General features: G+C 59.4%; 11 protein-coding genes. 7 read left to right on the top strand and 4 right to left on the bottom strand.

Annotation, left to right across the window (positions count from 1 at the left end; genetic code table 11):
* Positions 1-19: 19 nt before the first annotated feature.
* On the bottom strand, positions 20-1909 hold the full coding sequence (locus WMQ00_RS05030; RefSeq protein ID WP_239207883.1) for an ABC transporter ATP-binding protein: 1890 nt from the start codon (positions 1907-1909) through the stop codon (positions 20-22).
* A 181-nt stretch (positions 1910-2090) separates the two neighbouring features.
* Here WMQ00_RS05030 and WMQ00_RS05025 point away from each other — a divergent pair, with 181 nt between their 5' ends.
* Together WMQ00_RS05025 and idi are read left to right on the top strand one after the other, a co-directional pair.
* Complete coding sequence (locus WMQ00_RS05025; RefSeq protein WP_239205090.1) at positions 2091-2639, top strand: hypothetical protein; 549 nt, start codon at positions 2091-2093, stop codon at positions 2637-2639.
* Positions 2636-3172, top strand: a complete 537-nt coding sequence (gene idi / locus WMQ00_RS05020) for an isopentenyl-diphosphate Delta-isomerase (protein ID WP_239205092.1) — start codon at positions 2636-2638, stop codon at positions 3170-3172. The genes WMQ00_RS05025 and idi overlap by 4 nt, the downstream gene beginning before the upstream one ends.
* Here idi and WMQ00_RS05015 read toward each other — a convergent pair whose 3' ends face one another.
* A complete protein-coding gene (locus WMQ00_RS05015; protein WP_316360522.1) occupies positions 3173-4471 on the bottom strand; it encodes a carboxylesterase family protein in 1299 nt (432 codons plus the stop codon).
* 38 nt (positions 4472-4509) lie between these two features.
* On the opposite strand from WMQ00_RS05015, the gene WMQ00_RS05010 reads away from it, so the two are divergent.
* Both WMQ00_RS05010 and WMQ00_RS05005 read left to right on the top strand, forming a co-directional pair.
* Positions 4510-4725, top strand: coding sequence for a hypothetical protein (locus WMQ00_RS05010; protein ID WP_200288770.1), 216 nt, complete (start codon positions 4510-4512; stop codon positions 4723-4725).
* A complete protein-coding gene (locus tag WMQ00_RS05005) occupies positions 4718-4957 on the top strand; it encodes a hypothetical protein (RefSeq protein WP_086588323.1) in 240 nt (79 codons plus the stop codon). Before WMQ00_RS05010 ends, WMQ00_RS05005 begins: the two co-directional genes overlap by 8 nt.
* Before the next feature lie 50 nt (positions 4958-5007).
* On the opposite strand, the gene malQ is transcribed toward WMQ00_RS05005, so the two are convergent.
* Positions 5008-7131: a 4-alpha-glucanotransferase gene (gene malQ, locus WMQ00_RS05000; RefSeq protein ID WP_301732176.1), complete on the bottom strand. Its 2124-nt coding sequence runs from the start codon at positions 7129-7131 to the stop codon at positions 5008-5010.
* 94 nt (positions 7132-7225) lie between these two features.
* On the opposite strand from malQ, the gene WMQ00_RS04995 reads away from it, so the two are divergent.
* The 3 genes from WMQ00_RS04995 to WMQ00_RS04985 all read left to right on the top strand — a co-directional run bounded on the left by WMQ00_RS04995 (position 7226) and on the right by WMQ00_RS04985 (position 11859).
* On the top strand, positions 7226-9058 hold the full coding sequence (locus tag WMQ00_RS04995) for an AMP-dependent synthetase/ligase (protein ID WP_200288772.1): 1833 nt from the start codon (positions 7226-7228) through the stop codon (positions 9056-9058).
* Positions 9059-9309: 251 nt separating this feature from the next.
* The gene (locus WMQ00_RS04990; protein ID WP_086588326.1) at positions 9310-9990 is read left to right on the top strand and encodes a hypothetical protein; all 681 of its coding nucleotides are present in this window, start codon (positions 9310-9312) and stop codon (positions 9988-9990) included.
* Positions 9991-10356: 366 nt separating this feature from the next.
* Positions 10357-11859: a hypothetical protein gene (locus tag WMQ00_RS04985; RefSeq protein WP_200288773.1), complete on the top strand. Its 1503-nt coding sequence runs from the start codon at positions 10357-10359 to the stop codon at positions 11857-11859.
* Between the two features lie 241 nt (positions 11860-12100).
* On the opposite strand, the gene WMQ00_RS04980 is transcribed toward WMQ00_RS04985, so the two are convergent.
* A complete protein-coding gene (locus WMQ00_RS04980) occupies positions 12101-12973 on the bottom strand; it encodes a hypothetical protein (protein WP_200288774.1) in 873 nt (290 codons plus the stop codon).
* Positions 12974-13185 lie beyond the last annotated feature (212 nt).

The raw sequence follows: 13185 nt of genomic DNA, 5'->3' as shown, positions 1-13185 counted from the left end.
CCCGCGACGGTGCAGGCTCCTAGACATCTGCCTCCTCTTCCTCCTCGGATTCGGAGGCGTGGCCGGAGACAAAGCCATATTTTTTCAACCTGCGGCGGTCTGCGGCCGAGGTGGATTGAGTGAGTTTGAGCAGTTCGGCATAAATGCCACCGGATTGAGCCAGCTCGGCCGGCGAGCCCATCTCATCGATGCGGCCGCGGTCCAAGGTGATGATGGTATCGACGTCCGCAATGGTGGACAACCGGTGGGCAATAATAAGCGTGGTCCGGTCCTTCATCAGCTCATCCAAACCGGCCTGCACGGCGCGCTCGGACTTGGTATCAAGCGCCGAGGTGGCCTCGTCCAATACCAAAATGGGGGCGTCTTTAAGCATGGCGCGGGCAACGGAGACGCGCTGCTTTTGTCCACCGGAAAGCTTAAGGCCGCGCTCACCAATAACGGTGTCATAGCCATCCGGGAAGGCCCGGATAAACTCATGGGCATTGGCGCGCTTGGCGACGTCCACGATTTCTTCCTCCGTGGCACCCGGCTTGCCGTAGGCGATATTTTCGCGAATGGTGCCGGAGAAAAGATAAGACTCCTGGAAGACTACGCCCACCGAGGCGCGCAGGCGCGAGGCAGTGAGATCGTCTACCCGGTGGCCTAGCACATCGAGGTGCCCCGCTGAGGGGTGGTAAAGGCCCAAAAGCAGGTTCACCAAGGTCGATTTGCCGCCGCCGGACTCGCCCACGAGTGCTACCTTATGGCCCTCAGCGGCCGCGAAGGAAATATCCTCCACCACGGGCTTGCCCTCCTCATAGGCGAAGGAAACGTGCTGAAAGGAAAACACCGGCGCGCCGGGTGTGGGCTCGAGCGGGCGAACCGGCGTGAGATCCAGCTGCGGGGTATGCGAACCGGTGGTGGCGGCCACCAGTTCGCGCGGGGCGGTGGGCTCGAGCTCTTCTTCCATTACCTTGAAGTAGTCCTTCGAACCGGCTATTGCGCGCTGGGCGGTATCGACAATCCAGCTCATCATAAAGACCGGCTGCTTCGCACTGGAGACCATCTGCAGCAACATGACCATATCGCCCAAGGAAAAATGCCCCTCCAGCGTGCGCCAGAAGATAACGCCGTAGATACCTAGGAAGATAAACGCCATGGCCAGACCGCGGAAGGTATCCATCATGTGCCACCAGCGCGATTGCGGCTTAGTGGTATCCACCACGGTGCGGTAGCGCGTAGCAAAGTGGAAAAGCTCGCGGGTCTCGCTCACAAAGGACTTGGCCACCTTGACCTGGCCTATGACCTCCGCAAAGCGGCCATTAGCCTGGTCAATATTCTCATTTTTAATGGCCTCAAATTTCTGCCAGCGCTTCGAGGTCAGCGCGGTAAGCCACATATATACCGGGAAGAGGAGAGCCAGCAGGATGGCCAGCGGCCAGTAGAACCACGCGGTAATGGCTAATACCGCGAGGGTTTGAATGATCATCGTGAAGAAGTTATTGGCAAAGGACTGCACGAACTGCGTGATATTGGCAATCGAGCGATCCAGCCGGGCGATGATCGTGCCGGTGACCTGGTTATCGTAATAGCCCTGCGGGAGCGCGAGCAGCTTGGCAAAGTAGCGGGTAGACAAAATCTCGCGCAGGCGCGAGACCATGACATCGCCGATGTAGCCACCAATATTGCGGAAGAGGGCATTGGCGGCGTCGGCAAGAAAAAGCGCCACAGCCAATAACAACACGGTGCGCAGCGCATCGCCGGCCGGGGCGTCCGTCTGCAGCGCCTCTACGATCGTATCGGTAGCGTGGCGCGTCAAAAAGGGCGATATCAGTGCTAGGACTGCGGTGACCGTGGCAGCTAGTAGCACGCCCAAGTAATAGGGCCACAGGGCAGAAGCACTGCGAGTAATGCGCAAGATGGAATTCATAAAACCACACTCAATTCAAAAAGGCGGGTAGTGCGCGATTTTAAGGGAGGAGAGATTTAAGCGACTGCCTAGTATGCCACATGCGGGGTTCACGGGAGTAAATGCCTAAGTTCCGGAAAGATTAGGCTAAGGTACTTGTGCAGAAATACAACAATCTTCGCGTGCAAAGGATCCATCCACGGTGAAAAAATCTCACATACTCGGCGCAGGCGTGGTCAGCGCTCTCGCCGTGACCCTGACCGGATGTAGTGTTCTCCAGCCGGAAGAAACAGGGCTCGGGGACAATATCACCGTCTCCAGCTCCGAAGAAGCCCCGTACGAGGCCAAGGACACCGATGACAAAGAGGTCACTTCTAACCTTGCCGAGCCGGTAAAGGATAAGGGCTTGGGCGTGAGCTGGGAACTGCAGGGAGTGTATTCCGATAACAATTCCGGCGGCTCCGTAGTGACCATCCTGCTGAAGAATGAAAACGACGTTCCCTTGCCGGTCGACGCCTTTGAAGATCCCACCCTCGAACGCGCCGACGGCAATGGTGGCTGGGCCAAGATTAATTCCTTGCCCTATGACGAGCAGTCTGCCCCGGATGTGGAGCCACCAGGACTCGACCACCCGTTGGGAGCGGGTGCCTCGGTGAATCTGCAATACCGCTACGACGTCACTCCTGGCAACCTGTGGAATGCGCGCCTCCACGTAGGCAACGTGACCTGGGTAGGAGACCTTAATCTATGACGGAACTTGTAGTCTTGGCCTCTGCCGCGGGCGAACCCATCGGCACCGCTCCCAAGGCCGAAGTTCATACCTCCGATACCCCGCTGCACTTTGCCTTCTCCGCCTGGCTAACCTGCGGCGGCAAAGTGCTAGTCACGCGCCGCGCGCTGAGCAAACTCACCTGGCCTGGCGTGTGGACCAATGCTTTTTGCGGCCACCCCGCTCCCGGCGAGGAGAATACGGCTGCAGTACTGCGCCGCGCCTCCTTTGAGCTAGGCATCGCGCCTTCAGATCTATCCGCCCCGCGGCTTATCCTGCCGGATTTTTCTTATCGCGCGGTGGATTCTTCAGGCACGGTAGAAAACGAAATCTGCCCGGTATTTACCGTCGAGCTTGCCCCCGATGCGCAGTGGGAGCCCAATCCCGAGGAAGTAGATTCCTACCAGTGGGTCGAGCCGGCCCGGCTTTTTGCTGCCGCCGATGCCATGCCTGGCGTCTTTAGCCCGTGGATGATTGATGAGCTAGCGGACGAAAAGCTGCGTGCTGCGCTGTAATTACAGCTCCTCGTCGTTATAAAAGGCCGCGGCCACATAGTCCAAGGTGGCATAGGCTAGGCGACGCTCGCCCGTATCGAGGTCAAATTCCAGCACCTGGTGGTCATCGCCATATCTGGGGAATCCGGGCTCACCCGTGGTGGCAAAATGGCGTAGCCACTCGTTGAGCTCTTCGGCGGGGGCGTTGTTTTCCCCTTCGCTACCATTGCCGCCAAAAAGTGGGCCGAGCTCGGCGCAGTGCACTGCGGGGGCATTAGTGCGGGTAAATTCCATCATCCACGTAGGTCCTGGAGCATACTCGGCTACCTGGGCGGTCCAACGTCGCACTGCGGCATCACCGATAAGCCGGCCCATCGGCCGCTGCGGATCCACATAATGCGCCAGTTGCCGCCACTGCTTGAAGCGCCCCTGCGAAATCCCAAACTTGGGCGAAAGATAGCTGGTAATAAAGCCCGCCAGGGCCATCTTGTCAATGCGCTGGGCTGTGGGCATGTCATAGAACTCATCGCGGGTAGATGTCACCACGATAGGGATATCCGCCAGTTCTTCGGCCCGCAGTGGCGCGGGGCCCAACGCGACATCGAAGCGATATTTCTTGCGGAATTTGGCATACCCTTTGGCCAGCGATTCTGGGTCCATTTTTTCTAAAGCCTGGCGCGTGACCGGCACACCTAGAGCCTTGCGTAGGTCGGTGACGCGGTGCTCGAAGCGGTCGCGTGGGAATGCTGGCGAGAGCGCCAGCACGCGGCGGAAACCGCCCCGGAAGTGATCGCGGCGTGCGAGCCACAAGCTTATTGCCGCCCCAGCGGATTGGCCTACCAAAGTGATATTGGTTTTATCGCCACCAAAGGCCTCGATATTGTGCTGCAGCCATTCCAAAGCTAGGAGGCAATCATCGATGCCGCGGTAGCGGTCCGCCTCATCGCCGTCAAAGCGTGCGAAACCAGCCAAACCGACCCGATAACCCACGTTGACCTGGATTACACCGTGACGGGCATTCTTTGTCCCCGAAAGCCGCGGATCCTCGTGCGATCCGTGCTCGTAGCGCCCGCCGTGAACATAGACCACCACAGGGCAGTCGCTGGCATCGGCAGGAGTGGTAATGGACAAAGCAATATCTTCTGGGTGCGGCTCGCGGGCATCCTGATCGACGCTGCGATCATATGGCTCGGCAGGAGAGTAGGGGCTGGGGATGTTGCAATAGCGCACCGAATGGAAATAGTGCAGGCCATCTCGGCGTACGCCGGTGATCCGGCCGGAAGCGGTGGCGACGGTAACAGGAATCTGGGCGCTCGACATGTCAGCCAGACTACCGCGAGCAAGTAGGATAAGTAGCCATGGAGTGGTTGACGAGCTTGGGCAGCACGCTATCGCAATTGTTGGTGCAGGCGCCCGTGTGGATTCAAATGGTCATCGTGGTGGCCATCGCCGTGCCGCTCATGGTGGTCGTAGCGTGGTGCCTGATGTGGGTGGTCGACTACATAGCCAACCGAGGCAAACGCATGATTTCCCAGCAACGCAGCCACAGCACTAAAATAGACCACCATGGCTGAGGAAAATAACGAGCGGGCACGGCAAGAGCGCGCCGAGCTGCGCGCTAACCCCCGCGAGGGCCTTTGGGACCCCGAAGCCAAGCGCGCCGGCCAGTCTTCTACCTCGGCGGCCACGCCTGGTGCACAGCCCGTTAAACGCAAGCGCGCTCTGCCCAAATCCCGTGTCACGCTCACGTTGTGGACGATGATCGCGCTGGTGATAGTCGTCGCACTGATCGGCCTGTGGACCTAAACCTGCTCCACCCCGCACCAGCGCCTAGGCCCGGCGTTAGGCCTTCCGCTTTATGCTTTCCGGCTGGTGGCCTCTAAGCGCTGGAAGAATTCCAGACTAGGAAGATCCTCAATGAGCAGGGGAGCGCCGTTGGTATCACATAGCGGCACGCACCAATTGGGATAAAGATCGTGCGTGGTACCCGGCTGATTTTGTGCGCGCACATCACCCACCATGTCCACCAAGCTGGTGCACGCAAGAGCCGAAGGTGTACCTACGATATAGCGATGCAGCGCTTCGCTTATATCCTCCTCCGCGCCGCGAGAAGCGCGCTCTGCCGGATCTACGAGGTAATCGCGCTGTGGCAAGAGGCCACGGTCCGCCACGGTTGCGAGTACGCGGGCCTGCCACTCGATGTCATCGCGCTGCTCTTCTTCCACCGAGCGGGTAAGCACGCCTAGGTGCGCGCGTAGCGAAATATGATCGCCGCGCAGGTAGGCCAAGGTGGGCGGCAGATCATGCGTATTGACTGAGGACAGCGCCAGCTGGCGGTATTTCTCCTGCGGCAGCGGGGAGTAGTCATCATCGTCGCGTTCAAACCACACGATGGACGTACCCAGCACCGCCTTCTGAGCGAGCACATCTTGTACCCACGGCTCTACGGTGCCGAGGTCTTCACCAATGACCACGGCACCAGCGCGTTGCGCCTCCAGAGCCAAGATGCCCACCATGGCCTCAAAATCATAAGAGACATACGTGCCCGTCAGCGGGCTGGCCATGCGCGGGATCCAGTACAGGCGGAAAAGCCCTAAGATGTGGTCCACACGCACACCGCCGGCATGGCGCAGCACGGTGGAGAGCATCTCCCTCCACGGGGCGTAGCCGGCGGTGGCCAAGCGCTGCGGGTGCCACGGCGGCTGCGACCAATCCTGGCCTTGCTGGTTATAGTCATCCGGCGGGGCACCCACCGAGCACTGCGGTGCCAAGTATTCGGTGAGATTTACCGCATCGGCGCCACCTGGGTGCACGCCCACCGCCAGGTCAGTGACCAGGCCCAGGCGCATGCCGGCATCGAGCGCACGCTGCTGCGCGGCGGCTAGCTGCTCATCGCAGAGGAACTGCAACCAGGAATAAAAACGCGTGAGCTTGTCCATATCCAAGCCCTCGGCATGGCGCTGGCCCGATTGCGCCGCGGCATCGCGCTGCGCGCACCAGGCAGCGAAATCGCGCAGCCCGCGGCCCTCTTCGCGGGCATAGCTTACGAAAGCCTCTTCGCGCTCCGGAGTGGGCTGGTAATTAAAAAGCTCGCGCAGCACCTGCAGCTTGGCTTCAAAAATGGTGTCGCGCTCAATTTCATCTGCGCTGCGGTTGCGCTGGCGAAACTCTTCGGCCAGTTCGCGCACATCATCTTGTAAGTCCTCCGGCAACAGCTTGAGCTCCGGGATGGATTCGATGTGCAGGTAGAGCGGGTTGATAAAACGCCGCGTGGTGGGAAGATAGGGAGAATCCTCAATCGGCGGTAGCGGCTCGGCTGCATGCAGCGGGTTGACCAGCAAAAAATCCGCATGCGGGGCGAGTGTTTCAGCCAGCTGCCCCAAATCCTGGAAATCACCTATTCCCCAAGAAGACTCCGAGCGCACCGAATAAAGCTGCGCCATCACGCCGCTAATCGGGTGCTCGACAAACTCATCGGCCGTGGTGAGGCGCGCCGGGGTGATAATCAGCGAGCAGGCATGCTTGCCGATGCCCTCTGACTCCAGCACCAGCTCGTGGTAGCCCAGCGGCAGATCGCCAGGGATATGGAAGCTGGCCTCGCCCCATAGCGTGCCATCGACGTCTGCGTCTGGGGCGTCGTTGCGATCTTGGTAGACCTCGCGGGTGCCGCCTTCTTCCAATTCGATGTGTACGTTGGCGGTGTCGCCGGCATGTACATGCACAACGAACCCGCGCTCCTGACCCTGGGGTGCGACGACGCAGTGGGGAAGGGGCTGGGAGGAGCGGGTGAGGTAGTCGTCGTAAAGCAGCTGCGTCAGGGCTGCATCGTCTGGGTTATCTTCGATGGCCACGCCCAAGGCGCGCAGGGTATAGGTAATAGTGTCTTCAGCAACGTGGACGGGGAAACCAGACTGGGAGGCATAGCTGGTGGCCACGCCGTGGCGCTGAGCGAGTTCTTCAAGCAAGTCGCGGGTAGTCACAGGCCACATTGTGCCACGGGGACAACGCGCCTGCTGGGAAACAGATTGGTACAGTAGGCGGAGATTAATAAATAGCTGTTCGAAAGGACACCGCGTGACCCTGCAAGAAGTGCATACCCCGGCGCAATTTACTATCGAGCCGGGCGAAACCTGCCTGACCGCCCTGATGGACACCGCGAAGAAGCGTCCGCACGGCGTCATGTTTACCCGCCCAGCAAATTACGAGTGGGTCAATGTAACGGGCAAAGAATTCATCGATGAGGTCTTTGAAGTAGCCCAAGGGCTTATCGCCCTTGGCGTGCAGCAGGGGGACCGCGTCGCTCTCATCTCTGCTACCCGCTATGAGTGGTCCCTTTTGGATTTTGCCATCTGGGCCGCGGGAGCCGCCTCCGTGCCGGTCTACCCATCTTCCTCCGCCTCCCAGGTGCGTTGGATTATTGAGGACTCCGGCGCAGTGCTGGCCATTACAGAAACCCGCGAGCACTCCGAACTGGTAGAAAACCTGGTTTTGCAAGAAGATGGCGAGCCCAACCTCAAGGGCTCTCCTTCGCAGCTGCGCCGCGTATTGGAAATCAACTCCTCTGCCATTGACACCCTCAAGTTCGAGGGCCGCGGCGTGGCCGCGGAGGAGGTCTACGCCCGCATCAAGGCCACTTCCACCGACGACCTGGCTTCCCTGGTTTATACCTCGGGTACCACCGGCCGCCCCAAGGGCTGCATCCTCACCCACCGCAATTGGCTAGCCCAGACCCGCGGCCTGTGCACCAATCCCATTGGTATCTTTGCCGTCCCGGGCAGCCATACCTTGACCTTCCTGCCGCTGGCGCACGTCTTTGCCCGCGCGGTATCCATTGCGGTGGCCATGCGCGGTGCCTCCCAGAACCACTGGTCGGACTTTTCCACCATTTCCATCGAGTTCGCCCGCTCCCGCCCGAACGTCATTTTGGGTGTGCCACGCGTCTTTGAAAAGGTGCGCAATTCCGCTGCTGCTAAGGCGGCCGATTCTGGCATTAAGACCCTTCTCTTTGAGCGGTCCGAGAAGGTTGCCATCGAATACTCCAAGGCTTTGGACAAGCCGGAGGGCCCGGATCGCCTGCTGAAGGCCAAGCACAAGCTCTTTGACAAGCTGGTGTATTCCACCATCCGCAAGGGCGTGGGTGGCAACGTCAACTACTGCATTACCGGCGGCTCCGCCATGGGCCATGACCTGCTGCACTGGTACCGCGGCATCGGTATCCCGGTCTATGAGGGCTACGGCCTCACCGAGGTTGCCGCCGCGGCCGCGGTGGACTTTGTGGACCAGTCCATCGGCACCGTCGGCCCGCCCATGGGCGGCGTGACCTTCCGCATTAACGATGAAGGCGAAATCTGCATCAAGGGCGATATCGTCTTCCACGGTTACTGGAATAACCCGGAGGCAACGGCCGAAGCCCTCGAGGATGGTTGGTACAACACCGGTGACTTGGGTGAGATTGATGAGGACGGCAAGCTCGTTATCACCGGCCGCAAGAAGGATCTGATTGTTACGGCCGGCGGCAAGAATGTTTCGCCCGGCCCGATGGAGGATATCCTGCGCGGCCACCCGCTTATCTCCCAGGCCATGGTGGTAGGCGATGGTAAGCCCTTCGTGGGAGTGCTGCTGACGCTGGATCCGGATATTTTGAAGCGTTGGAAGCTGGACCACAATATTCCGGAAAATCGCTCTATGCGAGAGCTGGCCACCGATCCCACCCTGCGCGCGGAGCTGCAGGATGCCATCAACCAGGTCAATGCCACCGTCTCCCACGCGGAGGGCATCAAGAAGTTCTACATCCTTGAGTCTGACCTTACTGAGGAAGAAAATGAGCTGACCCCCACCATGAAGGTCAAGCGCAACGTGGTAGCGCAGCGTTATGCTGCGGCCATTGAGCATTTGTACAAGCGCTAGTCTGCGCGATGGGTACACCCGAGGACATGTCCTCGGGTGTTTCTTTTTGCCCTGCTTGGCGACGCCCCTTGTGCAGCTCAACCCGCCGCCCTCTGCTCTGGGCGGTCGAACCTGCCATAAACCTGTGAATGGCTTCGGAGTGTCGCGCGCCCGTGGCGGCGGATCTCGCATAGAGTCGTGAAGCGTTACAGCAAACCTCAACCTCTACTAGAGGTTAGAAATGGGACCGTGGAAGGAGTGGCTCGAAGCCAATGCACAAAATCGCCGCCGAGCTGCGCCACCGCGAGCTTACGCAAGAGATTTATAATATCGGCGACGAAGTCGCAGAATATCTCGAGCACCTCATTGAAGCCATCGAGGATTGGGACGAAGAGCTGTGCATGGATTGCCTGGCCGAGCTAGGCGATATCGTCGAAGATGCTCGCGTTGACTCCGGCCGCTGCGTGGGCGAGCTGATGGGCCTGCGCCAAGCTTTGGTTTCCGGCGTGCGCTCCGGCACGATTTCCGCCGCTTCTTCCGGTGTGAACGACGTGGAAGAGCCGGAACAACTCACCCCGCGCCTGCTGGATGAACGATTCCCCATCTCCAAGCCCATCGTGGTGCACGAGCTGGCCCAGTCCCTGCGTTACCGTACCCAGGCCGTGGCGGATTACCTGCGCGAGGTAGTCGAGTACGTGCTTGCGCAAACCGACGCCGTGGCCCGCAACCTCGACATGGTCTCCCTGCCGCACCTGTACAAGCGCACCGGCGAGTCTGCTCTCATTGCAGTCCAAGCGTGGAAGCACACGGTGCTTGATACCCACCCCGCCTATGTGCGCACGATGCGAGGGCATAACCCGCCGCAGTTCTTGGAGGAGCGTGCCCGCGTAGCGGCGGTGGTGGAAAAGGTTCGCGCTAAGCGTGAAGCGGCTCGCCGGGCTACTACTGCATAAATTATTGAGGCTTCCTTGTTTTAGACAAGGGGATGTTCACGGCCACCGAGATTCCCTCTCTCGGTGGCCGTTGAAGTTTCCAGTGGATTTATGCGTGGATTTCCGGAGGGATCTGCCCCAATTCGGGTAGAAATTTAGGAGAATTTTAGGTTAACAGCCGTTTCAGATGGTCCACGTTATGCCTGTTCAGCTGATTAGATCCTGTAGCCAGCGATGTTGTTGCCAGGTCACCCTTAAAATTTAAGTAGAAAATACTCTTAGTGCGCTGTAGGGTATTTTCCGTCCACGCGAACGCCGTGCCCTAGCATCATCTACACGCGGCGCGCGCAATTAAATTCTTCAACCATATCTACAGGGAGTCAAACCATGGGCGCACGCCGAACTTCTCGCCTCATTGCCAGCGCAGTGGCCGTAGCCACCTTCTCTTCCATTACCGTTGTTCCTACCGCCGTCGCTGCCGAGGACACTACCTTCGTCGAAGAAAAGACCACCGACGATACCGTAAGCCTCAATGGCATCGAATTCGATGAAGAAGGCAACCTGCTCGAGGAAAACAACGCCGGTGATAAGGCGATGAAAGAACTCGACGCGGAAGACGATGCCGCCGATTCCATCACCCCATATGCTGTAGATGGTGCTGAGGAAGCCACCGAGACTCCGGCCCCCGAGAAGCCTGCAAAGCCGACCTCTCTTGATGAGCTCGCACAGACCGAGGCCTCCAATGACGACGTGAACGTCAAGGTGGTTAAAGACGAAAAGAAGGACCAGCTGGTCTGTGAGGTGACTGATGCCCCTGAAAAGGAAGGCAACCTGCTCGACCTCAAGCTTGCCCTAGCTAAGGCGTTCTACGATGGCGGCGAGAAGATTATCAAGACCGTCTGGGAAATCATTCCGGTAGTCGGTGACCTGGTTCCGGCCGATTTCATCGATAAGATTTCCGGTAAGACCTGGGATGGCATTGCCAAGCTGGTCAAGGAAGGCGAGAAGGACAAGACCGTTACCTGGGACCTTTCCCGTGCCCAGGGCATGGCCATCGGACGTATCGATAATGCCGATGCCGATGTTGATATGAATAACCCGGATGCCGCAAAGAAGACCGTATCCGGCCTGCTCAAGTTCGCAGACGGTACCTTTGGCAAGGGAACCAAGGTTATCTTGAAGCTCTTTAATGCAGCCGTTACCATCGCTGGCTTGGTTCCAGGTGCGAACGTCGCTGGCGACCTGAAGCTGAGCAAGGATCAGCAGAAGAGCATCGAAGACTCCCTGAACAATATCTCTACGGCGGCCTCCGACCTGGCAGCCGTCAACGCTCCGGCCGGCCAGCTGTGCTCCGATATGCTCAACGGCAAGAAGACCAAGGATCAGCCTGCTGAGGTCGATCCTTCCGAGGAACCTTCCTCCGAGGAAACCACTCCTGAGGAGTCCACCGAGCCTTCTACCAGCGAGGCTGTCGTTGTTCCCGGCAAGGATGGCCAGGATGGCGTAGATGGCCAGGACGGCCGCGACGGCCGCGACGGTCGCGACGGTCGCGATGGTAAGGACGGCGAGAACGGCCGCGACGGTCGCGATGGCCAGGACGGCGAGAACGGCCGCGACGGTCGCGATGGCAAGGACGGCCGCGACGGTGAAGATGGCCAGGACGGCAAGGACGGCCGCGACGGTCGCGACGGCCGTGACGGACGCGATGGTCGCGACGGTATCAACGGCAAGGATGGCAAGGACGCGGACCTATCTTCCGTGGCCGGCTTCTCCTTCCTTGCAGCCCTGGTAGGTGGCGGCACGGTACTGGGCATTCTGTCTGCCGTTGACTACCTCTACACCCATGGCATGCTGCCGAAGAACAGCGTCCCATGGCGCATCAACCAGTAAGACCATTCTCTTAGGTCTTTAGCTGGAATCGGTAAAGCCTCCACGAGCATGTTCTCGGGGAGGCTCTTTCGATTTGTAGTCACTGTTGCGTCGCATCCCGAGAAATATTCTCACACCCTCCCTTCGCGCTCACCGGCGCGGCAGATTTCGTCGCGAAAGTGCTGCCGGTGAGCGCGAATGGCAGGGGAGGGAAAGATAGGGGAGAGGAAGTCAGATGTGGCGGCAGGTAGAAACCGCGGACTTAAGCGGAACGGGCGGCCTTCTGCCCAGCGGAGACGGTGGCGGTAAGGTCGGACAGAAAACGGTCGGGGTGGTCGACGAGCTGTCTCGGGGAATAACAAAGGACGGTGAATCCCGCCTTTCGTAGGAGCTGGTGACGCTCGCGTAGGTGGGGCAGCGCCTTCGCAGAGACGATGTCAACGAGATAGGCGTTGTTGATACACAGAGCGGTCGTGATGTCGGGAAGAGCTTTGAACTGTGCTTTGAAGAAAATAGGCCACGGGAAATCAGCCTCAATGATAAGGGCGCGGGCAAAGGACTCATATGGAGAACGGGAAAGCTCAGAGGCATGGTGGATCACAGCGCGGACGATGCGGCTATTGCGTACTCTTCCCATGCGGGCGAATTCTTGAGTGAGTTCTTCCCGGCTTACTCCGGCGCGTAGTGCCGAGTCGGCGGCGATGAGGCCATCGCGAAAGCCGTGGTAGCGGGCGATATCGATAACCGCGCGGGCTTTGGAAACACAGCGGGCGCCGTCCACGAGGACAGGTTCAGGCAGGGAAGCCTTGCGGTAGATGCGCTCGGGGTGGCGGCGGTCTTTGTGGGGGAGCGTATTGGTGGGAAGTGCCATCTCAATCTGTTCCTCGGCCGTGGCGATGACCCACAGGCCATGTACTCGGGCGGCGGATTTGGAGATGAGTACTGCGGTATAGGCACTGCGAGCGGCGGCAATGGCGCGCAGGCGCAGTTGGGACGGGAAATCGAGGCAATGATAGTGATCGCGCCGGACAGCGATGCGCGGTGCGAGCTTAAGGTAGGTGCCGTTTTTCAGGTCGGTCCAAAAGGTGGGGTGGTTAGCGCGGATGGAATCGATATTGGTCAGTGGTGTTGTCATGCCTTTAAGCAAAGGACACGCTTCTGGCCGGCGCGAGGAAGTAACGGCCGGGCTTGTGGATAACGAGGAGGCTGAGATGGTCAAGTGCTCAAAGTGGCTGCTGGGGTAAGCAGGGGCGAACTTGTCCACAAGGTGGAGAGGCTGCACTTGCGCGAGGGCGGGAAATAGGAAAGGCCGCGCCGGCAAAAAGGGGCGGGCGCGGCCTTTCCTAT

Source organism: Corynebacterium sp. KPL2825, assembly GCF_037908445.1.
In the GTDB taxonomy this organism is placed as follows: domain Bacteria; phylum Actinomycetota; class Actinomycetes; order Mycobacteriales; family Mycobacteriaceae; genus Corynebacterium; species Corynebacterium kefirresidentii.
The sequence above is the reverse complement of the archived record's forward strand: the minus strand, read 5'-3'. Positions and strand labels throughout refer to the sequence as shown.

Excerpts from the sequence above, each read along its gene's own strand:
- WMQ00_RS05015 (WP_316360522.1), bottom strand. The coding sequence starts at position 4,471 with ATGTCGAGCGCCCAGATTCCTGTTACCGTCGCCACCGCTTCCGGCCGG.
- WMQ00_RS05005 (WP_086588323.1), top strand. The coding sequence starts at position 4,718 with ATGGCTGAGGAAAATAACGAGCGGGCACGGCAAGAGCGCGCCGAGCTG.
- WMQ00_RS04985 (WP_200288773.1), top strand. The coding sequence starts at position 10,357 with ATGGGCGCACGCCGAACTTCTCGCCTCATTGCCAGCGCAGTGGCCGTA.
- WMQ00_RS04980 (WP_200288774.1), bottom strand. The coding sequence starts at position 12,973 with ATGACAACACCACTGACCAATATCGATTCCATCCGCGCTAACCACCCC.
- WMQ00_RS05010 (WP_200288770.1), top strand. The coding sequence starts at position 4,510 with ATGGAGTGGTTGACGAGCTTGGGCAGCACGCTATCGCAATTGTTGGTG.
- WMQ00_RS04990 (WP_086588326.1), top strand. The coding sequence starts at position 9,310 with ATGCACAAAATCGCCGCCGAGCTGCGCCACCGCGAGCTTACGCAAGAG.
- WMQ00_RS05030 (WP_239207883.1), bottom strand. The coding sequence starts at position 1,909 with ATGAATTCCATCTTGCGCATTACTCGCAGTGCTTCTGCCCTGTGGCCC.
- idi (WP_239205092.1), top strand. The coding sequence starts at position 2,636 with ATGACGGAACTTGTAGTCTTGGCCTCTGCCGCGGGCGAACCCATCGGC.